Source organism: Umezakia ovalisporum Ak1311 (assembly GCF_029891685.1).
Taxonomy (GTDB): Bacteria; Cyanobacteriota; Cyanobacteriia; order Cyanobacteriales; family Nostocaceae; genus Umezakia; species Umezakia ovalisporum.
Window position 1 is genome coordinate 1 of the sequence record NZ_JANQDJ010000085.1, and the last position, 25902, is coordinate 25902.

General features: G+C 41.3%; 24 protein-coding genes. 16 read left to right on the forward strand and 8 right to left on the reverse strand.

The features are described from left to right. Positions 1–322, reverse strand: a 322-nt coding sequence (locus NWP25_RS16620) for a helix-turn-helix domain-containing protein (protein ID WP_280699823.1), incomplete at its 3' end; no start/stop codon positions are given. 69 nt (positions 323–391) lie between these two features. On the opposite strand from NWP25_RS16620, the gene NWP25_RS16625 reads away from it, so the two are divergent. Continuing rightward, positions 392–559, forward strand: coding sequence for a hypothetical protein (locus NWP25_RS16625; RefSeq protein ID WP_280656348.1), 168 nt, complete (start codon positions 392–394; stop codon positions 557–559). Positions 560–567: 8 nt separating this feature from the next. Here the strand turns inward: NWP25_RS16625 and NWP25_RS16630 are convergent, their stop codons facing one another. Next, complete coding sequence (locus NWP25_RS16630) at positions 568–1578, reverse strand: NAD(P)/FAD-dependent oxidoreductase (RefSeq protein ID WP_280649947.1); 1011 nt, start codon at positions 1576–1578, stop codon at positions 568–570. 101 nt (positions 1579–1679) lie between these two features. Here NWP25_RS16630 and NWP25_RS16635 point away from each other — a divergent pair, with 101 nt between their 5' ends. The 10 genes from NWP25_RS16635 to arsB all read left to right on the forward strand — a co-directional run bounded on the left by NWP25_RS16635 (position 1680) and on the right by arsB (position 12373). Beyond that, positions 1680–2522: a YaaW family protein gene (locus NWP25_RS16635; protein WP_280649946.1), complete on the forward strand. Its 843-nt coding sequence runs from the start codon at positions 1680–1682 to the stop codon at positions 2520–2522. Further along, entirely contained in the window at positions 2519–3808 is a 1290-nt protein-coding gene (locus tag NWP25_RS16640; RefSeq protein ID WP_280649945.1) for an O-antigen ligase family protein, read from the forward strand. The genes NWP25_RS16635 and NWP25_RS16640 overlap by 4 nt, the downstream gene beginning before the upstream one ends. Positions 3809–3966: 158 nt before the next feature. Next, positions 3967–4491, forward strand: a complete 525-nt coding sequence (locus NWP25_RS16645; RefSeq protein WP_280649944.1) for a Ycf51 family protein — start codon at positions 3967–3969, stop codon at positions 4489–4491. A gap of 341 nt (positions 4492–4832) precedes the next feature. Then, the gene (locus NWP25_RS16650; protein ID WP_280649943.1) at positions 4833–6017 is read left to right on the forward strand and encodes an iron-containing alcohol dehydrogenase family protein; all 1185 of its coding nucleotides are present in this window, start codon (positions 4833–4835) and stop codon (positions 6015–6017) included. A gap of 2 nt (positions 6018–6019) precedes the next feature. Next, positions 6020–7231, forward strand: a complete 1212-nt coding sequence (locus tag NWP25_RS16655) for an aspartate aminotransferase (RefSeq protein ID WP_280649942.1) — start codon at positions 6020–6022, stop codon at positions 7229–7231. A gap of 31 nt (positions 7232–7262) precedes the next feature. Then, positions 7263–7592: an ArsR/SmtB family transcription factor gene (locus tag NWP25_RS16660; RefSeq protein WP_280649941.1), complete on the forward strand. Its 330-nt coding sequence runs from the start codon at positions 7263–7265 to the stop codon at positions 7590–7592. 118 nt (positions 7593–7710) lie between these two features. Further along, entirely contained in the window at positions 7711–8772 is a 1062-nt protein-coding gene (locus NWP25_RS16665; RefSeq protein WP_280649940.1) for a PstS family phosphate ABC transporter substrate-binding protein, read from the forward strand. A gap of 85 nt (positions 8773–8857) precedes the next feature. After that, positions 8858–9868, forward strand: coding sequence for an ArsJ-associated glyceraldehyde-3-phosphate dehydrogenase (locus NWP25_RS16670; protein WP_280649939.1), 1011 nt, complete (start codon positions 8858–8860; stop codon positions 9866–9868). Positions 9869–9929: 61 nt separating this feature from the next. Then, positions 9930–11192, forward strand: coding sequence for an organoarsenical effux MFS transporter ArsJ (gene arsJ / locus NWP25_RS16675; protein ID WP_280649938.1), 1263 nt, complete (start codon positions 9930–9932; stop codon positions 11190–11192). Positions 11193–11227: 35 nt separating this feature from the next. Next, entirely contained in the window at positions 11228–12373 is a 1146-nt protein-coding gene (arsB, locus tag NWP25_RS16680) for an ACR3 family arsenite efflux transporter (RefSeq protein WP_280649937.1), read from the forward strand. A 9-nt stretch (positions 12374–12382) separates the two neighbouring features. Here the strand turns inward: arsB and urtE are convergent, their stop codons facing one another. The 5 genes from urtE to urtA form a co-directional block, all read right to left on the reverse strand. Beyond that, positions 12383–13081: an urea ABC transporter ATP-binding subunit UrtE gene (gene urtE, locus NWP25_RS16685; protein ID WP_280656352.1), complete on the reverse strand. Its 699-nt coding sequence runs from the start codon at positions 13079–13081 to the stop codon at positions 12383–12385. 79 nt (positions 13082–13160) lie between these two features. Next, positions 13161–13907, reverse strand: coding sequence for an urea ABC transporter ATP-binding protein UrtD (urtD, locus tag NWP25_RS16690; protein WP_280656353.1), 747 nt, complete (start codon positions 13905–13907; stop codon positions 13161–13163). After that, complete coding sequence (urtC, locus tag NWP25_RS16695) at positions 13882–15003, reverse strand: urea ABC transporter permease subunit UrtC (protein ID WP_280650521.1); 1122 nt, start codon at positions 15001–15003, stop codon at positions 13882–13884. Before urtC ends, urtD begins: the two co-directional genes overlap by 26 nt. A 27-nt stretch (positions 15004–15030) precedes the next feature. Further along, entirely contained in the window at positions 15031–16185 is a 1155-nt protein-coding gene (locus NWP25_RS16700; protein ID WP_280650494.1) for an ABC transporter permease subunit, read from the reverse strand. Between the two features lie 70 nt (positions 16186–16255). Then, entirely contained in the window at positions 16256–17563 is a 1308-nt protein-coding gene (gene urtA / locus NWP25_RS16705; RefSeq protein WP_280650495.1) for an urea ABC transporter substrate-binding protein, read from the reverse strand. Positions 17564–17994: 431 nt separating this feature from the next. Here urtA and NWP25_RS16710 point away from each other — a divergent pair, with 431 nt between their 5' ends. After that, positions 17995–19017, forward strand: coding sequence for a 1-acyl-sn-glycerol-3-phosphate acyltransferase (locus tag NWP25_RS16710; RefSeq protein ID WP_280650496.1), 1023 nt, complete (start codon positions 17995–17997; stop codon positions 19015–19017). On the opposite strand, the gene NWP25_RS16715 is transcribed toward NWP25_RS16710, so the two are convergent. After that, positions 18997–19734, reverse strand: a complete 738-nt coding sequence (locus NWP25_RS16715) for a response regulator transcription factor (RefSeq protein ID WP_280650497.1) — start codon at positions 19732–19734, stop codon at positions 18997–18999. The two genes, NWP25_RS16710 and NWP25_RS16715, sit on opposite strands and share 21 nt — an antisense overlap. Positions 19735–19791: 57 nt before the next feature. Here NWP25_RS16715 and hisG point away from each other — a divergent pair, with 57 nt between their 5' ends. From hisG to NWP25_RS16735, 4 genes are all read left to right on the forward strand, one after another. Next, positions 19792–20442, forward strand: a complete 651-nt coding sequence (hisG, locus tag NWP25_RS16720) for an ATP phosphoribosyltransferase (protein WP_280650498.1) — start codon at positions 19792–19794, stop codon at positions 20440–20442. Positions 20443–20644: 202 nt separating this feature from the next. After that, positions 20645–23197, forward strand: a complete 2553-nt coding sequence (locus NWP25_RS16725; RefSeq protein WP_280650499.1) for a GAF domain-containing protein — start codon at positions 20645–20647, stop codon at positions 23195–23197. A gap of 17 nt (positions 23198–23214) precedes the next feature. Continuing rightward, complete coding sequence (locus NWP25_RS16730; protein ID WP_280650522.1) at positions 23215–23640, forward strand: response regulator; 426 nt, start codon at positions 23215–23217, stop codon at positions 23638–23640. Between the two features lie 5 nt (positions 23641–23645). Next, positions 23646–25901 (forward strand): hybrid sensor histidine kinase/response regulator, encoded by a 2256-nt coding sequence (locus NWP25_RS16735; protein WP_280650500.1) that lies wholly within the window; start codon positions 23646–23648, stop codon positions 25899–25901. The last annotated feature ends 1 nt before the right edge of the window (position 25902 follow it).

Sequence of the window (25902 nt, forward strand, 5' to 3'; positions counted from 1 at the left end):
GTAACATCCGGTCTACTGTAGATATACCAATTGTTACTCCTGTTCTTTCTTGAAGAATTAAGCGAATTTCTCCCAATGTGGCATCATTCTTGGCTTCAACTATTTCTTGGAGAATATTAAGTTGTTCAGAATTGAGCTTTGTAGGAGTTTGTTTTATCCTCAATTTAGGAGCAATGCTTTGTGTTTCTTTATATTGCTTTAGTAATTTCTCCACAAAACTTAAACTTACACAGAATCTTTTTGCTAATTGACGTTGTGATATTCCACTTTCCAAGTATGTATCAAGTATTTTTTGGCGAAAGTCGAGAGAATATGCTTTCATTTTCACCATCAAGTAGATGCACAACCTTATCTTAATCACTGTACATCATTAGACTGGAAAAGGCTATAAATGGGAAAAGGAAGTACCATGTCCATAGAGAAAACTAATCTTTTAATAGAGGTTCATCGGATTAACTATCGGTTGCGTTCTACCTTTTTTTATCGCAAAATTAAAGAATACAAAACGCTATCATTTCAGTCCGTAATTGATGAATTATTACCAGTGAAAGACTTATAATGAGGTTATTAATCATAATCAGATAGGGGTAGCTGGCTCAAGTTATGATTAATTTCCACAGATGCAGCAAGCCCAGAAATCATTGCGTCTTCCGCAAGATAACCACCACACCAATCACCACAACACACTAATGGTGGGGAAGTTTTGCCAGATAAGACAGGATTGGGCCAAGGACGGCTAGGAAAAGCGTAACGCCAGCGATGTACCTGCATCCACTCTGGTGTTGCTAGCCAGGGAAGCCCTAAACTTTGGGCGGCTTGTTGCAACATATCCTGTGCAACCGGTTGCAAATCTGATGACTCTAAATGAATTTGGGCAAAATTAGCGCTACTTTGCAAGACAAATACAGGTTGCTGAGGATGGGGACGTTTGCTGCTATCTAAACCCACCCATCCCAGAACAGCATCATCTGTAAATTTACGGTCTTGCCAATGTGGTAATGGTTGGGATGTCGCCGGATACCCCGCGATCGCACTGATACAAGCAGAAAATTCCACAGAACTCAAATTGGCTAGAAATGCTTTATCTAATACATCTTCTGCCAATGGTGCTAAGATTGTCACGGCTTGCGGCGCTGGAATCGCTATAACCAGGGCTTTAGCTGTTAATTTTTCGTTACTTTCGAGAGTCAGACACCAACTATTGTTAGTGGTAGGGTTAATAGCTGTGACACGTTGATTCAGTTGGATTTGTAAACCTTGGGCGAGAAACTTGCCGATGGCACTCATTCCTCCAGGTGCAACATAACGCGGTGCAAAGTTGGGTTGAGTTTCATCTGTCCAGACTTTTAAAATATGGCGATCGCTTAATGATTTTACAAAATTTCGGAATAATTCACCTTTAGGCTTTAAATAACAGGCTCCATGATCTGCCCAAGTTCCATGTAAACGGCGAGTGGCGAGTCTTCCCCCTAAACCACGGGACTTTTCCACAACCAACACCGAATATCCAGCTTGAGTTAACCGTTGGGCACAGACTAAACCTGCCATACCAGCACCAATTATTGCAATATCAGTCATAATTTATTCGTGATTATCAAGTACAGAGCAGTTACCAATGACTGCTAAAAGCTAATAGTAGAATAAAGTACATAAAGGCTGCACGAAGGGAGGAAGGGAAATTGGATGAGCTGAGGGCGGCGCTGGAATTAGCAACACAAGAAGAATTGCAAGACTTAACGGCAATTTTGTTTAGTCGTAAGTTTAATCCGCTGGATTATGTTGGTACACCTGAACCAATTGAGGTTCAAAGCCAGAATTACAAAGCTTGGCTAGACACATTAGAAAGTCGTTTTCGGTTTTTAGCAGCAGATGGGATGACGGTATTGCGCGGACGTACAAGTCAGGTAACTTATCGTCAAGTATTAATTCAAGTATACAAGTATTTGAAAATTCCTTATTCTACGGAACTGACAACCATTGATTTAGAAGCAGAATTATTTTTACATCTATTAGGACAGGTGTGGAAAAAATTACCAGAATATGAAAAGCAAAAATTAAATCACCAGATGCAACGTCAACTGTCACAGTCAGAAGTTAAACAACCGCTACCACTTTTATTACAGCGTGATCCCTTGGGATTAATTTTTAAAGGTGGTAGCGTCTTGGCGGTTACTTCTATTATTCAACCATTAGTATTGCAACAAATAGCACGTCAATTTGCTATCCAGTTTGCTAAATATGAAGTAGCTAAACAGGCGGCAATTGCCGGTTCTCAAGCAGCTACTACCCAATTGAAAGGCTATGTAGCTTTACAAATGGCGCGACGGGGTATGGTGATCAATGCGGCTCGTTATGGCGCAGTACGTAGTATTTTTACTTTCATTGGCCCAGTCATGTGGACTTGGTTTTTTGCAGATTTGGGATGGAGAGCGATTGCCACTAACTATGGTCGCATCATCCCCACTATATTTGCTCTGGCACAAATTCGTCTTACCCGTGCTGAATATTGGGAGCCAGCTTGAAGTTAGCTTTTAATCATACTCATGCTCATCTACAAACCCCTTGGAATTTAACTCAAATTGGACTGCTGATTTTTCCCTTCAGTCCGTTTGTGGGCGGTGTCAGTATACTTTTGGCAGCATTAATAACTTGCCAAAAACAATACCGTACAGTGATCCACCGTCCACTTCACTGGGGATTTGCTCTGTTAAGCGTACTACTAATAATTAGTTGTAGCCTTGCCCATGAAAAAACACAGGCTTTTTTGGGTCTGTTTAATTTATTACCATTCTTTGTAGTTTTTGCTGGTCTCAGCACTCTAATTAAAACACCTGCCCAATTGCGGCAAATAACTGGGATTTTCATCATTGGTTCTATCCCAGTGGTAGTTATGGGCTTTGGGCAGATGTTTTGGGGTTGGAGTTTTCAGTGGCGAGTTTTGTGGATTTTATTAGATTTATCCATCGCCCCAGGAGGAGAGCCACCAGGACGGATGGCTTCTATTTTCATGCACGCAAACCTGTTAGCCGCTTATTTAGCCATCACTTTCACCCTCGGATTAGGGTTGTGGCTAGAACAATGGACGTTAAGCATGAATCCCTTGTCTAGCAACTCGAAAATCCAGACAATATTTTTAACTGTGTCAGTAATTATCAGCTTAGTTGCGCTGATTTTAACAAACTCACGCAATGGCTGGGCGATGGCTATGGTTGCTTGTTTAGCTTACGCTCTTTACCAAGGTTGGCATCTTCTGGTGTGTGGTGTTATTGGTCTAATTACTAGCGTACTTTTAGCAGCCTTCGCACCCTCACCAGGGACGAAACTTTTTCGGCGATTTATTCCTGCTTTCTTTTGGGCACGGTTAAACGATCAAATGTATCCCGATAGACCCGTGGCTTTAATGCGAACCACCCAATGGAAATTTGCTTGGTCTTTAACTCAGCAGCAACCCTGGACAGGTTGGGGTTTACGCAGTTTCAGTGACCTCTACAGAGCCAAAATGCACATTGATTTGGGTCATCCGCACAACTTATTTTTGATGCTATCAGCTGAAACTGGTTTACCTAGCGCAATTTTATTTTTTGCCTGTCTGGGTTGGGTGTGGTTTGCAGCTGTGCAATTGTTGCAAAAATCCTACTATCTTGCTCAGGAAGATAAATTGATGTTTTTTAGTTATATTGTTGTTGTTTTACAATGGCTGATATTCAATACTGTGGATATTAGTCTTTTTGACTTCAGACTAAATACAATTTCGTGGTTGTTATTTTCTGCACTTTGGGGAGTTGCACATTACAAAGGCGGGAAATAACTAAAGGAATCAGAAAAATAACCCCTTGACCTATGGGTGGCCATTAGCCATAAAACCTTGTCCCCAGTCACCAGAAGTCGAATATATCTTTGGTGCAACCACTCGGTAAAATGGGTGTGTCCGTCATGAACTAAAATACGCCTAAGTAGCCAATCTGTATGCTTACAACAGCTGACTTTCTTCGGTATGCCCAATGGTCGGGTATTGCCACCATAGCATTTGCTGCCCTAGCAGTCCTGGCTTTTATTCTCAAATGGGGTATCCGCTTTCGGCTGGTAGGTACAACTGGCTTTATGCTAGTGCTGACTGCGGGTTTATTTTCTTTGTCTTTGGTTCCCTTAAGTCGCACTGTCATTCCCGGAGCAGTAAAATATACTCTAGTTTATGATAATGCTTCTACACAAACAGTAATTGCTACATCACCGCAAATTTCTCCCTCACAGTTAGAAGCAACTTTGCTGCAAGCGGCTAGTAATCTGTATTCTTACGGTCGCTTAGGCACAAGGGGAGACAATCAACTCACTATTCGTGCCCGTACCATAATCCATCCCCAACCAGGGATTTCTGTACCGCTTTACTTGGGTCAAATCAGGCGGACATTGGCTAGCCGTGAAGATACGGATATGGATATTGAAATTTACCGGGAAAAATTCGCTCAATTGCCTAATTCTAGTGCTTCATAGTCGTCATTGAGTCCCAGACAGGTTTCTAGAGAGTCAACGGGGAGAAAATACAGCAATATAGCGAAGTTTATGCAAAAATTCTTCTGCCCTCCCCACTTTTTTAACTACAGGTGAAAAATAATTTTTTTGTTACCAAAATTACATTTATTTGTTGTATTTCACTATACAAAATAGATTAATGTTAGATTAAGATAAAAAATATAAATTCTGGATATTGAAAAATTTCGGTAGTTCAAAATTTCAGGCTCATGGGCATTGTTCAAGTTCATGAAAACGAAATTTCTGGATATAACTCTAAAATTTGATTAAGAATTATCAAGGTTTTGGCAAACTAGATTTATATGCCCAATCAATTTTCTATTAAAACTGTGTTTACTGAAACCTCTGGCTCATTATTGACCCTGACGGTTGCTCCGACAAAAATAATTCGTGGTGCTGGTGTGTTGCAAACAGCAGCCGCAGAAATTAACCTGTTGGGGATTCGTCCATTGATCATTGCAGGGAATTCGACGCTGGCTATTAGCCAAAAGTGCTTACAACCAGTTTTAGCCAAGCAAAACTGGCAAATGGCTCTGGCTTCCTATGGTGTAAATTGTTGTGAAGCTAGTTTACAAGGTTTAAAGAAAACAGCCGAGGAACATCAAGCTGATGTGATTATTGGTTTTGGTGGCGGTAAAGCTTTGGATACAGCTAAATTAGTCGCTCATGAGTTGCGGTTACCAGTGGTAACAATCCCCACATCGGGGGCTACCTGCGCGGCCACCACTGCCCTTTCTAATGTATATTCTGAGTCAGGGGCTTTTCTCTATGACGTGGCTTTGTCTCGCTGTCCTGATTTATTAATACTTGACTATGATTTAATTCAAACAGCACCACAACGAACATTAGTAGCCGGAATTGGAGATGCGATCGCTAAGTGGTATGAAGCATCGGTAAGCAGTGGCAATTCTCAACAAACCTTAATTATCTCCGCAGTACAACAAGCGCGAGTTTTACGAGATATACTTTTGCAAAAGTCAGCTACCGCGCTGAAAAAACCAGGCAGTAAGGTCTGGCAAGAAGTGATAGATGCTACAGTTTTACTCGCTGGGGTAATTGGTGGACTAGGTGGGGCGCAGTGTCGCACAGTTGCTGCCCATGCCGTACATAATGGTTTAACTCACATTTCAGGACACGGCAGTATACATGGCGAAAAAGTTGCCTATGGTATTTTAGTGCAACTACGTTTAGAAGAAATGTTACAAAGTAATCAACTAGCTGCATCAGCACGGCAACAATTGTTAAAGTTTTATGCAGAGATTGGACTACCGCAAAATTTAAAACATCTAGGATTGGGCAATATTACACTAGGCGATTTACAAACAGCTGCGGAAATTGCTTTAAATCCCCAATCTGACATCCATCGACTACCTTTTAAAGTTGTTATGGAACAGTTGATGGCCGCAATGGTTTCTACCACTGCACCCACGGATGGTAGAGATGTGACAAATCGTGTGTCCACTAGGGGAATGAGTGAAGAGGTTTGAGAATGAGCTGGAATTGGATTACCCCCGCAGAACGCATACAACAGCTACCGCCTTATGTATTTGCCCGTCTGGATGAACTCAAGGCTAAAGCACGAGAACAAGGACTGGATTTAATTGATTTGGGGATGGGAAACCCTGATGGTGCAACACCACAGCCAGTAGTAGAAGCAGCAATGGCGGCGTTGCAAAATCCCGCTAATCACGGTTATCCCCCCTTTGAAGGTACTGCTAGTTTTCGTCGTGCCATCACTAATTGGTACAATCGCCGCTATAGTGTGGTGCTTGATCCCGACAGTGAGGCTTTACCTTTACTGGGTTCTAAAGAAGGATTAACCCATCTTGCCATCGCTTATATTAATCCTGGTGACTTAGTTCTTGTTCCTTCTCCCGCCTATCCTGCCCATTTTCGCGGTCCGTTAATTGCTGGGGGGAAAATTCACAGCTTGATTCTCAAACCAGAGAATAACTGGTTAATTGATTTAGCCGCTATTCCCGATGCAGTGGCTGAACAAGCAAAAATTCTCTATTTCAATTATCCCAGCAATCCCACCGCAGCCACCGCCCCCCGTGGATTTTTTACAGAAATCGTGGCTTTTGCCCGTAAATACGAAATTATGCTAGTGCATGATTTATGTTATGCCGAGTTAGCCTTTGATGGTTATCAACCCACCAGCTTATTAGAAATTCCCGGTGCAAAAGAAATTGGCGTAGAGTTTCACACCTTGTCAAAAACCTACAATATGGCAGGTTGGCGCGTGGGTTTTGTGGTGGGGAACCGTCATGTTATTCAAGGTTTACGAACTCTGAAAACAAACCTGGACTACGGTATTTTTGCAGCTTTGCAAACCGCAGCTGAAACAGCTTTGCAACTACCAGATGTATATTTGCATGAGGTACAACAACGCTACCGTGGCCGCCGCGATTTTCTCATTCAAGGTTTAGGAAAATTGGGTTGGGATATTCCCAAAACCAACGCCACCATGTATCTCTGGGTAAAATGTCCCGTGGGTATGGGTTCTACGGATTTTGCCCTGGATGTATTGCAGCAAACTGGCGTAGTTATCACCCCCGGTAACGCTTTTGGAGTTGCAGGTGAAGGTTATGTGCGGATCAGTTTGATTGCAGATTGCGATCGCCTGAGCGAAGTTCTGCACAGATTTAAACAAGCTGGTATCCGCTATCAACCCCAAACCCTCGTTTCTGGTTCACAATAGAGATAGAAGATAGCTTGAAAAAATGTCACTGATGCCTACCCCCTCTGCTACCAATTCTCATTTAATTGTTGCCGGTTTTCATGCCCTTTCTGACCCGATCAGAATTGGGGTTCTGGAACTATTGCGAAAGCAGGAACAGTGTGTGTGTGACTTGTGTGATGCTTTGGGGGTTAGTCAGTCAAAACTATCTTTTCACCTCAAAACCCTCAAAGAAGCTAGCTTAGTTAATGCCCGTCAAGAAGGACGTTGGATTTATTACAGTTTAAATGTGTCGCAATTCGGTATTCTAACAACATACTTAGCCGATTATGGTCGATTAGGAAAAATCTCTCCTGCTCGTTGTTGTGATAAGTTTTACTGATTAATCAACTTTTTTTGATAAATTTTTGTATACATTACCTTAATTGTGATTGACATATCAACTTTTTTTGAAATGATATATACATAACTTAGTAGTATCACCCCTAGAGGTGAAGTCAATGAAGGCAACCGCAAAAAAATTAGCTCTCACGCTGGGTGTATTGGTTGTGTCTATCGGTTGTGCCACATCATCTAACACATCTAGTGAAACTCCCCAGTCAGTAAATGTGACTGAAGTCAGTAATTCCACAAAAATTTCGCAGATTAAAATAGACGGTTCTAGTACAGTTTATCCAATAACAGTTGCGATCGCCCAAGCATTTCAACAAACAAAACAACAAAATAAAGCACAAATAACAGTTAACTTCTCTGGTACGAGCACAGGATTTGAAAAGTTTTGTGCTGGTGAGATAGATATAAGTAACGCCTCTCGACCAATTTTGAAGGAAGAAATGGCAGCTTGTGACCAAAATGGTATCAGATATTTTGAATTACCCATTGCTTTTGATGCCTTGACTGTGGTGATTAATCCCCAAAACAACTGGGCAAAAGACATCACCGTAGCAGAACTGAAAAAGATTTGGGCACCTGCTGCACAAGGTAGAATCACCCGTTGGAACCAAGTGCGTGCATCTTGGCCAGATCGTCCTCTAACTTTATACGGCGCTGGTGATAAATCTGGCACATTTGACTACTTTACAGAGGCCACTGTAGGTACATCCAGAGCCAGTCGTAGAGACTACACAGCCAGCGAAGATGATGATGTCTTAGTTGCAGGTATTAATAAAGACCCAAATGCCCTGGGTTATTTTGGTTATGCTTATTACGAACAAAATAAAGATAAGTTAAAAGCCTTACCAGTAGATAGTGGTAAAGGTATGGTTTTGCCATCCAGGGAAACAGTAGAAAAATCTCAATATCAACCACTGTCTCGACCTTTATTTATCTACGCTAATTTCCAGTCCGCACAAAATAAACCAGGATTGAAAGACTTCTTGGAATTTTACTTCAAGAACGCATCACAGACAGCAATTTCTGTAGGCTATGTACCCTTGCCGGATGAAGCATATAACCTCGATTATGTCAACTTTAACAAAGGCAAAGTAGGAACAGTATTTGAAGGAAAATCTCAGTTAAACATGAGCATTGGTGAATTACTCCGCAAACAAGCCAGGTTTTAGAACATTGCTCATATTGGTTGTTAGTAAAAAACTTCACTCCTGCTTCTTCTGCTCTCTACAAATTATTAGCTAAATAGGAAAACTGATGAAAATTCGCGTAGGAATCAACGGATTCGGTAGAATCGGAAGGCTGGCTTTACGGGCTGCATGGGGATGGCCAGAATTAGATTTTGTCCATATCAACGAAATTAAAGGCGGTGCTGTAACGGCTGCACACTTGCTGAAATTTGATTCTGTTCACGGGCGTTGGACACCAGAAGTAGAAGCAGAAGGCGAAAGCATCTCAATTGACAGCAAATCTCTCAGCTTTAGTGAACATAATAGCCCAGGCGAAGTTCCTTGGTATAACTTCGGTGTTGATTTAGTGCTGGAATGCTCGGGTAAATTCAGAACACCAGCTACTCTCAACCCTTATTTTGAAAGAGGCGTAAAAAAGGTCATCGTTGCTGCTCCCGTCAAGGAAAAAGCCTTAAACATAGTCATGGGGGTTAATGACCACCTCTATCAGCCGGAAGAACATCATTTATTAACTGCGGCTTCCTGTACTACCAACTGTTTAGCTCCAGTAGTCAAAGTCATTCATGAAGGTTTGGGAATTAACCATGGAATTATTACCACCATCCATGACAATACCAACACTCAAACTATTGTCGATGCCCCTCATAAAGATTTACGTCGGGCCCGGGCTACGAGCTTATCTCTAATTCCCACAACTACAGGATCAGCAACAGCAATTGGCTTAATTTATCCTGAACTCAACGGCAAACTCAATGGTTTAGCAGTCAGAGTGCCATTACTTAATGCCTCCTTAACAGACTGTGTGTTTGAACTCCTGCGACCTACCACGGTAGATGAGATTAACAGCTTATTAAAAGCAGCTTCTGAACAAGAACCACTCAAAGGCATCTTGGGCTATGAAGAACGCCCTTTAGTATCTATTGATTATAAAGATGATCCTCGTTCTTCTATCATTGATGCCCCTTCCACAATGGTGGTAGATAAAACCCAAGTCAAAATACTTGCTTGGTATGACAACGAATGGGGTTACGCCAATCGTATGGTTGAACTCGCCCGTAAGGTTGCATTAAGTTATTAGTTATTGAAAAACTACCATCTCCCTGCTTCCCTAATACCTAGTCTTTACTCCCCAACTATTCATGACTTCTTCTGCGGCTTCTCGCGCCAATCTGAAAAATTATATTCTTGTCACCCTTGCCTATTGGGGCTTTACCATCACCGACGGTGCTTTGCGAATGCTCGTACTGCTGTATTTTGACAGTATTGGCTACACACCACTACAAATTGCCTCACTGTTTCTGTTCTATGAAATCTTTGGCGTTGTTACTAACTTTCTAGGCGGTTGGATTGGTTCTCAATTCGGTTTAAAGGTAACTCTTTATACTGGCATTGGCTTACAGGTTTTTTCTCTGCTGATGCTATCATGGCTAAATCGTAATTGGGCAGAGTGGATAGCAGTCCTTTATGTAATGGTGGCTCAGGCATTTTCCGGCATTGCTAAAGACTTAACTAAAATGAGTTCAAAAAGTGCCATTCGCTTGGTTGTACCCCAGGAAGCTCAATCATCTCTATTTAAGTGGGTGGCAGTATTAACAGGCTCCAAAAATGCTCTCAAAGGAGTTGGCTTTTTCATTGGTAGTGTGCTGTTAACTGCTTTTGGCTTTGTCAATGCTTTGTTAATCATGGCTGGGGGACTTTTCTTAATTATGTTTACTGGGTTGATGTTGCCCAATGGTATGGGTAAAATCAAGGCCAAAGTCAAGTTTAGCCAACTATTTTCCAAGAGCAAAGAAATTAATATTCTCTCGGCGGCACGATTTTTTCTCTTCGGTTCGCGGGATGTCTGGTTTGTAGTCGGCTTGCCAGTTTTTTTGCGGGGGACTTTAGGCTGGTCGTTCTATCAAGTTGGTGGATTTTTGGCTTGTTGGGTGATTGCTTACGGTATTATTCAGTTTCTAGCGCCCACACTAATGCAGAAATTTGGATCTGGTCAGCCCCCCACATCAAAGACTATCCAGTTTTGGACATTTACCCTCACAGCTGTTCCCACCGCCATTGCTCTGGCTTTACAATTGGGTATACCTGGCAATATAGCAATTATTGGGGGGTTACTATTATTTGGCGTGGTCTTTGCTTTTAATTCAGCAGTTCATTCCTACCTAGTGTTAGCCTTCACCGATGACGATAAGGTAGCGCTGAATGTCGGCTTTTACTACATGGCTAACTCTGGGGGTCGATTAGCTGGCACAGTTTTATCAGGGTTAGTTTTTCAATATTTTAATTTAGTCGGTTGTTTGTGGACATCCATGTTGTTAGTTTTAGCAGCAGGATTAGTTTCTCTCAAACTACCCGATCCAAAACCAGTCAAAGAAATCCCTTGGAAGGCCGAAGGTGGTGAATAGCGATATGAAGGCAACTTTATTTCAAAGTAATATCAATGAGTAAAAATCAACACACCAATACAACGTCAGTACAACCAGGGAGTAATTTGAGTTTTTTTGAAAGATATCTCACGCTTTGGGTGTTTTTCTGCATTTTAGGGGGAATTTTATTAGGAAGGTTATTTCCTGGGGTGGCTTTAGCACTGGATGTCATTAGTATTTATCAAGTGTCAATTCCCATTGCAGTGTGTCTGTTCTTCATGATGTATCCCATCATGGTGAAAATTGACTTTACCCAAGCTGTTAACGCTGTCCGCGCTCCCAAACCTGTAATTCTCACCTTGGTGGTTAATTGGTTAATTAAACCATTCACAATGGTGGTGTTTGCTCAGTTTTTCTTGGGTTGGTTATTTCGTCCACTAATTACAGGTACAGAATTAATTCGTGGTACTCAAGTAGAAATAGCAAACTCCTACATTGCTGGGTCAATTTTATTAGGAATTGCTCCCTGTACGGCAATGGTTTTGCTGTGGGGATATCTTTCCTACGGGAACCAAGGACATACTTTGGTAATGGTGGCAGTTAATTCTCTGCTCATGCTATTTTTGTATGCACCTTTAGGCAGGTGGTTACTAGCAGCCAGTGATTTAACAGTACCCTGGCAAACCATAGTTCTATCAGTGCTAATTTATGTCGGTTTACCTTTAGTCACCGGTATGTATAGCCGTTATTGGATTTTTAAATACAAAGGTAAAGACTGGTTTGAACGGCGGTTTTTAAAGTATCTCAGTCCGGTGGCTATTACCGCATTGTTAATCACTTTAGTCTTGCTATTTGCGTTTAAGGGTGAACTGATTGTTAATAATCCCTTGCATATTTTGTTAATTGCTGTACCATTATTTATTCAAACTAATTTCATTTTCTTAATTAGTTACGTGGCAGCATTAAAGCTGAATATATCTTATGAAGATGCCGCGCCCGCAGCATTAATTGGAGCTAGCAATCATTTTGAAGTTGCCATTGCTACAGCTGTGATGTTGTTTGGGTTAAATTCCGCTGCTGCACTGGCTACAGTGGTAGGAGTTTTAATTGAAGTTCCAGTCATGTTGATGCTGGTTGAAGTTTGTAAGCTTACGGCTGCTTGGTTTCCACGACAACCTGGCAAAGCCACATTACCAGATCCACGTTTTATTGATCATTAACATTTCTTCTTAAACTGCCAAAAACTTTTGAATCACATCCTGACTCAGTTCTTGGGTGGGGCCGGATGCGACAATACTACCTTTTTGCATGGCGTAATAGTAATCAGCTTGACGGACAAAGTGTAAGTGTTGTTCTACTAATAAAACACAAACGCCTTTGGTTTCCACAATGCGACGGACTGCGGCTTCAATTTCCAGGATAATTGAGGGTTGAATACCTTCAGTGGGTTCATCTAATACGAGTAACTGAGGTTCTCCCATTAAAGCACGAGCGATCGCTAGTTGTTGTTGTTGTCCACCACTTAAATCACCACCCATGCGGGACAACATGGTTTTCAAAACAGGAAATAAGCTCAAAATTTCTTCGGGAATTTCTGCTTTTTTGACTTTTTTTTGCCTAGCTTCTAACCCTAGCAGCAGATTTTCTTTGACTGTCAAACGAGGAATAATATCTCTTCCTTGGGGGACATAACCAATTCCCATTTTTGCTCTTTGATCTGGAGATTTGCTGTTAATTAATTCACCGATGAAGTCAATTGTGCCACTGCGTGGTGAGATTAAGCCCATAATTGTTTTGAGTAGCGTAGTTTTGCCTACGCCATTGCGTCCAATTAAGCACACCATTTGTCCTGGTGATACGCTTAAATCTATATCCCGTAAAATATGGCTTTCACCGTAGTAAACGTTAAGCTGAGAAATTTTGAGCATTTCCATTTTGATTTAAAATACCAGTGGGGGAGAATTTATTCACGCAGAGACCCAGGGACGGAAAGGAAGTTTTTAGCTCCTATTTTTGTTCCTCTCCTAGATACACTTGGATAACACGGGGGTCATTTTGTACTTCTGCAAAATTGCCTTCACATAGTACTGATCCCTCATGTAGTACTGTGACTGTTTTAGCAATTTGACGCACAAATTCCATATCATGTTCAATTACTAAAATTGAATGACTTTGGGCTAATGTTAATAGTAGTTCGCCGATATTGTAGGTTTCTTCATCTGTTAAGCCTGCAACTGGTTCGTCAACGAGTAATAAATCTGGTGACTGGGCGACTAACATCCCAATTTCTAAGCGTTGCTTTTCTCCGTGGGAAAGTAAGCCGGCGGCAATGTCTGCTTTAGAGGTTAAACCGACAGTTTCTAGTAGTCCTTTAATACTGTTTCTTTCCCCAGCATGAGAACCCCTAAATAAAGTAGAGAAAACATTCTTATTACGGTTGCTGGTGATTTCTAGGTTTTCACGAGGGGTTAAATTTAAATAAACGCGAGGTGTTTGGAATTTTCGCCCAACTCCTAGTCGGGCGATTTCATATTCAGGTAAAGAGCGTAGGTTTTTTCCTTTGAATAAAACTCTCCCAAAGGTTGGTTGCACTTTGCCTGTGATCACATCTAGAAAAGTAGTTTTACCTGCACCATTGGGACCTATTACTACCCGTAATTCTCCCGCATCCATGCTGAAGTTGAGTTGGTTTATAGCTTTAAAATTATCAAAACTTACAGTTACGTTTTCAGTTTCCAAGATTTTGGCGTTCATGTTGCACTTCGGGGTCTTTTTCTAAGGAGGGATATGTGGCAATTTTTTGATGGCGCTGCAACAAAGGCATTTTTTGGCTTTGTAACCATCCCATCATGCCGTCAGGTAGAACTGTAACAACAATTAAAAACAGTGCGCCTTGAAAAAATAGCCAAATTTCAGCAAATTGTTCACTTAAAAAAGTGCGGGCATAATTGACTAACAAAGTTCCCACAATTGCCCCAGTTAAAGTAGCACGTCCCCCCACTGCCACCCAAATGACCATTTCAATAGAAAAGGCAATATCCATTGATCTCGGTGATACAGAACCACTTTGCAGAGTGTAAAATGCTCCTGCTATACCAGCAATCGCACCAGAAACTGCAAACACTAAAACTTTGAATTCTGTAGGATTATAGCCAGAAAATCTCACTCGATTTTCATCATCTCGAATAGCTATGAGTAATCTGCCAAAGCGTCCACTTGTCAACCAACGACAAATGCCATAGGTTGCTGCGAGAAAAATTACCGTTAGAGTGTAAAAAATAAATTGTGTTTGCTGGTCACTGACAGTAGCCCTAAACAAAGTTTGAAAACCCGTCAGTCCGTTAGTGCCATTAAACAGTTTTTGTTGACCATTAAAAAAGTTGAAAAAGATAATCACCGCTGCTTGGGTGAGTATGGAAAAATAAACTCCCTTCAGGCGATTACGAAATACTAAATATCCCAATAATCCCGCTAGCAAACCTGGAATCAACACCACAGCCACTGTCGCCACTGGAAAGGAATAGAAAGGTTGCCAAAACCAAGGAAGTTCTGTAACACCATACAATCCCATAAAATCCGGCAGTTCACCAGAGGGAACTTGCAATTTCAGATGCATAGCAATGGCATATCCACCCAAACCAAAGAAAATCCCGTGTCCCAAGCTCAACAACCCGGTATAACCCCAAATCAAATCCAGACCTAAACCTACAATAGCCAGGGATAAAAATCGCCCCAGTAAATTCAAGCGAAACGGTGAAAGCATTGCTGGCATAATCAAAATCAAGATGAGTGCTATCGCCAGCACTCCCCCAACTTCAATTAAAATTAACCGTCTTCCTTTGTTCCTCATTCTCTGCATCCTCTGCGCCTCTACGGTTTAAACGTCAACAGTACGACCCTTCTGAGGAAAAATTCCCGCAGGCTTCCACTGTAAAAACGCGATAATCAGTGCAAATACTAACACCTTCGCCATACTCGTGGTGGCAAAGAAATTCAACACATCTGCTAGAGGCTGAATGGAAGAAAACAAAAAAGCCAGAGTCCCGGAACCAATTAAAAAATTAGCCGTACCGATACCCAAAGCCGCTAAAATAGTTCCTGCCAAATTACCCACACCACCGACAACTACCACCATAAAGGTATCAATGATATAATTTTGCCCAGTATTTGGCCCTACTGAACCGAGTAAACTGATGGCACAACCAGCCACACCAGCCAACCCCGAACCTAAAGCAAAAGTAATAGCATCAACTTTTTGAGTTGGGACACCTAAACAAGCACTCATACTCCGGTTTTGCGTGACCGCACGAATCCTTAAACCCCAGTTAGAACGTTGTAAAAATAGATAAATTCCCGTCAGACAAACTATTGTCAAAGCAATAATAAATAACCTAGCAAATGGCAATTGGACACCAGCCAAAGATATTCCCTCTTGCAGCCAACTAGGAGCAGTTACGTCTACATTTTGAGCCCCAAACCAAGGTAGAGTTACCGCTTGCTGATTACTAAATAAATTGACCGTTACTATTGTTATTCCTAAAGATAATAACAACAACACCGCCACAACCCAATTACGAACTTTAGCGAAATTACTGCGGGAATTTAAAATCCATAAACCTCCAAAAAATAACATAGAAAATAGCACTATGCTAATTACTAATGACCAATTTACGCTGCGAACAAACTGCTGAAAAATCAAACTCACACCCCAAGTAGCCAAGAGAGTTTCTAAGGGTCGTCCGTAGAGATAACGAATCACACCCCGTTCTAAAATTAACCCCACAACAGCAGTGAAGAAAAAAGCAACAATCAAAGCCAAAAATATATAAGATTCAAACCAAACTCCCCCCAGTTGCTTACAGCCATTTTGGACAACAAATGTTGCATAAGCGCCAAACATCATCAACTCACCATGCGCCATATTAATAACGCCCATCAAACCAAATATAATGGCTAGTCCCAATGCAGCAATTAGTAATACTGCTCCAATACTAATGCCATTAAATAAAGCCTCTAAAAAACCTGTTAACACTCATTTCTCCTCAACAACAATCATTAGTCAATGGCCAATAACTAATGACCAATGACTAATGACCAATGACTTACACTTGTTTGTACTTACCGCCTTTAGCGGGATCTGACCAATCACAACTAAAGCCCTGAGTCTCCTTTACAAATTGATTCCAAGGAATCGGATCAACTGCTCCAGGAGTAGCATAGACAATATCAAATAAACCATCTTGTCTGACTTGACCAATCCGCACAATTTTCGATAAGTGATTATTGGTATTCATTGTTACTTTGCCTTCCGGCGCATCTATGGTTTGACCGTAGGCCGCAACGCGGACTTTATCTAAATCAGTTGTACCAGCTTTTTCTACTGCTTGTTTCCACAAATAAACTGCGATGTATGCTGCTTCCATTGGGTCATTAATTACCCGCTCTGCACCATATTCTTTTTTGAAAGCTTCGACAAACTTTTTATTAGCAGGCGTATCTACGGTTTGAAAATAATTCCAAGCAGCGTAGTGACCTTGGAGATATTCAACACCAATAGCTTTAACTTCTTCTTCGGCAATACTCACAGACATAGAAGGATACTTGTCTGCTGTCAATCCAGCTCCTTTCAATTGTTTGAAGAAAGCAACGTTGCTATCACCATTTAGGGTGTTGTAAATCACACCGCCGTTGGGCAAAGCTTGCTTAATCTTTGAGATGATAGGAGTAACTTCAACGTTACCTAATGGTAAATAATCTTCAGCAACTGTTGTTCCACCTAAAGCTTGTAGTTGGGCTTTAATAATAGTGTTAGCAGTCCGTGGAAAAACGTAGTCAGAACCAACTAAAAAGAATTGTTTACCCTTATTTTTTAATAACCAATCAACAGAGGGTTCAATTTGTTGATTGGGGGCTGCGCCAGTATAGAAAATGTTTTTGGAGCATTCTTGACCTTCATACTGTACTGGATACCAAAGCATATGGTTTTTGCTCTCAAATACTGGCTTGACATTCTTGCGGCTAGCAGAAGTCCAGCACCCAAAAATAACAGCTGTTTGGTCTTGCTCAATGAGTTTCGTGGCTTTTTCTCTAAAGGTATCCCAGTTAGAAGCGCCATCTTCAACGATGGAGACAATTTGTTTACCTAAAACACCACCACCAGAGTTAATTTCTTTAATGGCTAATTGTTCAGCATCGACAACGCTTTTTTCACTAATAGCCATAGTGCCACTCAGGGAGTGCAAAATACCTACTTTGATGGTGTCGCCACTACTGGTGGCCGTGGGAGAAGAAGCAGATGGACTCTCAGTAGCAGTGGGAGAGTTATTCGCGCAAGCCTTGAGTAAAAAGCTACCGCCGATACTTGCAGAGCCGTAGATTAAAAACTTCCGTCTGTTAAATTGTCTACTCATGATCTTGATGACTGTACCTCCGAATCAATCTGTTAAGTCACAGGAACCTGACAAAGTTAATCTTTAACTTGTGATATTAGTGGTTTATTTTACTATTATTTTGTTATCAGTTATACAGAACACCATTTTTTTAAGCAAAATACTTTGGTCAAAATATGAAAATATACAAGGATGCGAGAGCGTGGGAGTATTTCTCAACATTTAATAGCATTTTGAATTTAGAATCGGAAATTCCCCTTTTTTCTCCTGGTTTACGGAATCCATTTACCTATGGCCATGATTTTTGTCAGACCCGCTTTACCAATTTATACTGATGTAGCCTTTTTGCTGATAAATCTGAATAAATCTAGTTAATATTACGCCCGGGGTAGGATACAAATCAAAAAAATATATATAAGATATGTCATTGTTGTGTAATCTACTTATTGCTTGTGATTTATCAACACGCTAAAAAGTGGCTCAAAACTCAACAGGAGAAAGCAACCAGTGAAGGTTATAGATTTAGCTGGTTTGACTGGTTTTGTCTGTGGTATCCTCCTGGTTGGCTGGTTTTATTTAACCGCCACTGGCAGCACTATCACTCCGACCCTGATGGCTGGAATTGGTTAGAATACGGATTGTTTTTATTTCCAGGTGGATTTTACTTAGCACTACTAAATCGTTGGTTACGTCTGGGATGTCGTTCACCAAGACAAGAAGTTGATGAATTTAATCCTCACTATCAAAAAGCCTTTCGTGAAGAAATTCTGGCTCCCATAGTTAAATATTATTTTGAGGGAGAATTACAACAAACTAATCTCCTACCTCCACAAACTCCCGTAATTGTAGCGATGAATCATGCAGGGATGTGTTTTCCTTGGGACTTTATCACTTTAGGCTACTTACTAAGTCAAGCCCAAGGATGGGAGGTGCAACCCCTAGCTAATGAAACACTATTTGAACATCCTTGGATAATGTGGTGGCTACCAGCTAAATGGTCTCAGGTTTTAGGTGCTGTGCGAGCTCAGAGAAGTGATTTTGAACGAGCCACCGCACAAGGTAAAACTCTGCTATACGCACCGGAAGGATTACGTGGACCTCTCAAAGGTTGGAATCAACGCTATCAACTACAAAAATTTGATGTAACTTTTATGCAACTGAGCGATCGCTATCAAATTCCCATTCTCCCAGTTGTGTGCATTGGAAGCGAATCTTTACATCCTTGGACTATTAATTTCAAGAAAGTGCAACGACTATTTAAATTACCCTTCTTTCCCATATCGCCATTGATGATTATGTTGATTATATTTCCTTCAATGGGAGTTTGGGCAATGAAAACTCACCTTAAGTACTTTATCCTACCTGTACAAAAAGTCAATTCAGTGAAAAGACTTTCAGTCACCTATAAACAAGTACAAAAACTGCGAGAAGAGCTACAAATTCAAATAAATAAATTACTCAAACATTCGACCTAAAAACTTTGCGTAGCTTTGCGTTGAATCGATAGAAGAACTCCCGAAACGATAGCCTTTACCGTAAACAGTATGAATTAATGGACTTTCTTTTCCCACCTCAATCTTACGGCGCACCAGGCGAATTAATGCCGCTATCACATTACTATTGGGTTGTTCGTAATCTTGGGGCCAGAGATTTTGTAGAATTTGAGCATGAGTTAGCAAATGTCCCGTATTTTCCATAAAAAATTGTAACAACTGACTTTCCTTTTGAGATAACTCAATAATTCGTCCTTGGCGATAAGCCACTTGATTTTCATAATCAAGTTCTAAATCAGCCACAGTCAGCCGTCCAGTGGTATTTTCGTAACTTGGAGAACCCGCACGACGTAACAAAGCACGAACTCGCGCTAATAACTCCCGTAATTCAAAAGGTTTGACTAAATAATCATCTGCACCCGCATCTAAACCTTCCACGCGGTCATCTAAAGTATCTTTGGCTGTGAGAAATAGTACGGGTGTGACTTTACCTTGGCGGCGCAATTCCTGACAAATCTCTAAACCTGTTTTTCCTGGGAGCATCCAATCTAAAATCAGTAAATCATAAGTACCTCCGGCGGCAAATTCGCTTCCAGTAGCACCATCGTAAGCTATATCCACACTGTAACCCTCGCGCGTTAACACACGAGTTAAGGGTTCAGTTAGTTCAACTTCATCATCAACTAATAAAATTCTCATGCTGCTTGTGGTAAGCAATCAAGATATTCTCAATATAAATGAACTGCCAAAAATAAAATGTTAACTGTTGCATTGCCCAAAGGGGAACTACTCAAAAATAGCATCCGCCTGTTGCAATCTGTAGGATTGGATTTTAGCGCTTTTTTGGATTCTGGAACTCGCCAACTGCAAATTCTTGATGCTAGTGGGCAAGCAAAAGGACTGTTGGTAAGGGGGCAAGATGTGCCTGTATATGTGGAATATGGTCAGGTACAGTTGGGGATTATTGGTTACGATGTGCTGCGGGAGAAAAAACCTCAAGTTGCACACTTAGTTGATTTACAGTTTGGTCATTGTCGAATGTCCGTGGCTGTAAAAGCATCTAGTGCCTATAAATCACCCTTGGATTTGCCTCCTCATGGCCGAGTTGCTTCTAAGTATGTCAATTGCGCTCGTGAGTATTTCCAGAGTCTGGATTTACCCATAGAAATCGTACCCTTGTATGGTTCCGTAGAACTAGGCCCCATTACAGGAATGTCTGAAGCAATTGTAGATTTAGTTTCTACGGGGCGGACTCTACGTGAAAATGGTTTAATTGAAATCACGACTTTGTATGAAAGTACAGCGCGGTTGATTGCTCATCCTCTGAGTTATCGTCTCAACACAGGTAATTTACATAAATTTGTCGAAGAATTGCGCCAGCAAGCTTCTTTTTTAGCCACGGTTTAACTGAAAAAAAGCTCCAGAATGCCTAAATCATTCTGGAGTGGCGACAAGTGCCTCACATAAAGCAATTTTTCACTGCCATTACCTCAAATGTCACCAGGGTATCCACAGAAATACCATCATTTTTTAACTTGTTAAACTAAAACTATGTGCTGAAAGTTTAACTTGCTAATTTTTTAATTTTTTAATTTTTATATAAAAGCTCATGAACCCTGAAGCGAATAATTATGAAGCGGCGAGACTGGAGGTTCTGCGCCAGTATCAGATTTTGGACACTGAGCCAGAAGAAGCTTATGATAATTTGGTTCAACTAGCTGCCTTTATTTGTGGTACACCCATAGCTCTGGTAAATTTTATCGATGAAAATCGGCAGTGGTTTAAAGCAAAACTCGGTGTAGATGCCCGCGAAATGCCGCGTAATGTCGGGTTATCTTACCTTTGCCAAGAAAGACGAAATGTTGTCATTGTATCCGATGCTTTAGCTGACCCAAAGTTAGCCACAAATCCCGTAGTCACTTCTTATCCCTATGTAAGGTTCTATGCAGGTGTACCTTTAATTACAATGAAAGGCTATATGTTAGGAACCCTGTGTGTAATTGATAAAGTACCACGGCAATTGAGCCAACAACAAGTAGAAGCTCTGGTGGCTCTGAGCCGCTTGGTAATCAACCAATTGGAACTCAGACGTAACATATCGCAAGTATCTCGAATTAGTGAAGAATTAATTACCCATGAGCAAGCAGCAAATAGCAGGATTAATAACATACTTGAAAGCATCACTGATGCCTTTTTTGCTTTAGATCAAGAGTGGCGATTTACATACATCAATGGTCAAGCAGAACAACTGTTACAAAAAAGCAAAAATGAGCTATTGGGTGAAAATATCTGGGAAGTTCTCCCAGCAATGGTAGACACAAAATTTGCTTGTGAGTATCACAGAGCCATTGCCAAACAAGTTAGTGTGGAATTTGAAGAATTCTATCCACCTTTCCAGCGCTGGTTTAGTGTTCACGCCTATCCATCGCGAGATGGTTTGTCTGTGTATTTCCAAGATATCACCGAAAAGCACCAAACAGCGGCAGCACTGCGACAGAGTGAACAGCGTTGGCAATTAGCCTTACAGGGTAATAATGATGGTATTTGGGATTGGAATGTCAAAACCAATGAAGTGTTCTTTTCCACTCGCTGGAAGGAAATGCTGGGGTATGAAGACCACGAAATTTCTGATCATTGGGATGAATGGCAAAAACGAGTCCATCCTGATGATTTAAAAAGCGTCCTGCAAGCCTTTGAAAATCACTTTGCTAAAAAAACACCGTTTTATGTCACCGAACATCGAATTTTGTGTAAAGACGGCGGTTATAAATGGATTTTAGATCGCGGACAGGCACTTTGGGACGAAAACGGTGATGTGGTGCGAATGCTAGGTTCCCACACCGATATCGCTGAACGCAAGCGGGTAGAAGAGGAACTCAAGCGGCAAAATTTGCGATCGCAACTGTTTGCGGATATTACCCTCAAAATTCGGGAAAGTTTACAACTAGAGGAAATTCTACAAACCACCGTCCATGAAGTTCAAAAACTACTGCAAGCAGACAGGGTATTGATGTTTCAAGTCTGGGCTGATGGATCGGGAACAGTAGTGCAAGAGGCAGTGCTACCTGCTTGGCCTGTAGCTCTTGGACAAGACATATTCGATCCTTGCTTTCAGGAACAAGGCTATGTGGAAAAATATCGCCAAGGTAGGGTCAGTGCAATTGTAGACATTGAAGAATCTGATATTCAAGACTGCTATCGCCAATTTCTACAAAATTTAGGTGTCAAGGCTAACCTGGTGGTACCGATCATGGTGAGGGGGAATCTTTGGGGCTTGCTCATTGCTCATCAGTGTGCCGCACCTCGCCACTGGAATAGCTTTGAGTTAGACTTATTACAACAAATCGCCAACCAGATTGGTATTGCTCTTTCCCAAGCACAATTATTAGAACAAGAAATCCGTCATACTCAAGAACTAGCTCGTTCCAATGCTGAACTAGAACAGTTTGCCTATGTAGCATCCCATGATTTACAAGAACCTTTGCGGATGGTAACGAGTTATTTACAACTTTTAGAGCGAAAGTATAAAGACAAACTAGATGCTAACGCCAAACTATTTATTAATTACGCTGTAGATGGCGCGGAGCGAATGCAAAACCTGATCAATGATCTGTTGAATTATTCTCGTGTCACCACCAGGGGAAAACCCATGGTCGAAGTTGATTTTCAGAAGATTTTTGAAGGTGCGATCGCTAATCTCAAAGTTGCTATTGAAGAATGCGGGGCCATCATCACCCACGATCCTTTACCTGTAGTCATGGCTGATCCTAGTCAACTCACTCAAGTATTACAAAACTTAATTGCTAACGCCATCAAATTCCGGGGAGAATTACCACTCAAAATTCATGTGGGAGCAGTCAAAGCAGAACACACAGATGATCAACTTACCACCACCCAGTCCCCAGCCCCTACAACCCCCAACCAATGGCTATTCTCGGTCAGCGACAATGGAATTGGGATAGAATCTCAATATGCTGAACGTATTTTTATCATTTTTCAACGCTTGCATGGTAGAACTAAGTACCCAGGTACTGGAATTGGACTGGCGATTTGTAAAAAGATTATAGAACGCCACGGCGGAGGTATCTGGGTTGAGTCGAAACCGGGTCAAGGATCGACTTTCTACTTCACAATTCCAGAAAAGTCAGGGAAAAAATCGTGAATAATCAAACAGCGATTATGCCTATTGAGGTTTTGTTAGTAGAAGATAATGCCAGTGATGCCCACCTGACCAGAATGGCCCTAGAAGATAGTAAAATCGCAGTTAATCTGCACGTGGTCGAAGATGGTGTAGAGGCCATGGCATTCTTGCGTAAACAGGAACAGTATAATCAAGTCCCTCATCCTGATATTATACTGCTGGATTTAAACTTACCCAAAAAGGACGGGCGCGAAGTACTGGCAGAAATCAAAGCCGATCAAAATCTCAGAGGAATTCCTATAGTTGTTTTAACAACTTCTCAATGGTCGGAAGATATTCTCAAAGTTTATAACCTCTCGGCTAATTGCTTTATCACTAAGCCAGTTGACTTTGACCAATTCGTTAAAATTGTACAGTCCATAGAAAATTTCTGGTTTGCAATTGTAAAACTGCCACCGGAGTGAAATAAATGGCAGGAAAATCTATTAAAGTCTTGTTAGTAGAAGATAACCCTGGTGATATTTTTCTACTACAAGAGTTATTACAAGAAGTAACTACAGCTAAAGTAGAGTTAGAACCAGTTGAGGAGCTTTGTGAAGCACTTAAATCCATAGCAAGAAACAGTTTTGATGTCATACTATTAGACCTTTCATTGCCCGATAGCCAAGGGCTAGACACTTTTATCAGAACGGCTGATCAGGCAAAAGGAACTCCGATTATTGTGTTGACGGGTTTAAATGATGAAACTCTTGCACTACGAGCGATGCACGAAGGCGCACAAGATTACTTAATCAAAGGTCAAGTAACTGGCGATTTACTGGTCCGTTCCATGCGCTATGCCATTGAGCGTCAACGTTCAGAAAATGCCTTGCGCCAAAGTGAAGAACGCTTTCGGGTGGCTCTCAAAAATTCCCCCATCTTTGTTTTTAACCAAGATATAAACTTATATTACACTTGGGTTTATAACCCCATGTCTGGATGGACGAGTCAGCAGATGTTGGGTAAACATGATTTTGATTTGATACCACAGAAAGATGCCGAACGTTTGACGGCTATTAAACATAGTGTCCTGACTAACGGCATTGGTATTCGAGAGGAAGTATCTATAACTACCCCCCAAGGGAATCGATATTATGACTTGACTGTTGAACCACTGCGGAATGAGTCCCAGGAAATTGTCGGTATAACTTGTGCCAGTATTGATATCAGCGAAGGTAAGCTTTCTCAAGCAAAAATTCGTGAACAAGCGGCTTTACTAAACATCACCACTGATGGAATTTGTGTCTGTGATTTAAAAAATCAAATTCTCTTTTGGAACAAAGGTGCAGAAAATCTCTATGGTTGGCAAGCTCACGAGGCTAGGGGCAGAAATGCTGACGAGCTTTTAAATAGTGAAGCTGTTCAGGAATTCCAGGAGGCTTTATTGCATGTTATGACTAAAGGTAACTGGCAAGGAGAGTTAACTCAAATCACTAAAACTGGGAAAGAAATCTTGGTAGCTAGTCGTTGGAGTTTGGTACGCGACGCGGACGGAATGCCTAAATCAATTTTGATTGTTAATACAGATATTACTGAGAAGAAGCGTTTAGAATCACAATTATTTCGCGCTCAACGCCTGGAAAGTATCGGCACACTAGCTAGTGGTATTGCTCACGACCTCAATAATATCCTGACACCAATTTTGGCAGGAGCCCAATTACTACCGATGAAATTCCCTAATCTTGATGAACGAACTCGGCGGTTGTTGGAAATTGTGGAAATCAATGCTAAACGGGGAGCAGATTTAGTTAAGCAGGTGCTATCCTTTGCTAGAGGTGTAGAAGGAAAGCGGATTACTTTGCAGATCAGACACCTGATTGTAGAAATTACCAAAATTCTCAAAGAAACATTACCCAAATCCATTGAGATTTATACCGACATCCCCAGCGACTTGTGGATGGTTTCCGGAGATAGTACCCAACTCCATCAAGTACTGATGAATCTCTGTGTTAATGCCCGTGATGCTATGCCTAATGGGGGTACTTTAACTATCTCTGGTGAGAATCTTGTGGTCGATGAAAATTATGCTCGGATGAACCTGGAAGCAAAGGAAGGATTATATGTAGTGATTACGGTTACTGATACTGGAGTTGGTATTCCACAGGAAAGCTTAGATAGGATTTTTGATCCATTTTTTACCACCAAACCAGTCGGACAAGGTACAGGCTTAGGACTTTCCACTGTGCTTGGTATCATTAAAAGCCACGGTGGTTTTATCAATGTGTACAGCGAAGTAGGACATGGTACTAGCTTTAAGGTGTACTTACCAGCTGTGGGCGGAACAGAAACACTCCCTCCCCAGGATTTAGCTATTCTTAAAGGACATGGTGAATTAATTCTCGTTGTGGATGATGAACCCTCAATTCAAGATGTCACTAGAACTTCACTAGAAACTCACCAATACCAGGCCTTAATTGCCAGTGACGGCATTGAGGCCATCGCGCTATACGCTAAATACGCAGACAAAATTAGTGCCGTACTCATGGATATGATGTTACCATCCTTGGATGGAATCACCACTATTCGGACTTTGCAAAGAATTAACCCCCAAGTGAAAATCATTGGTACCAGTGGTTTGATGTCTAAAACCAAGTTAGAAGAACTTATGGACACTGGTACTCAGATATTTTTGCCAAAACCTTACACTGTCAATGAATTATTACTGACTTTACAGAAAATACTGTAGT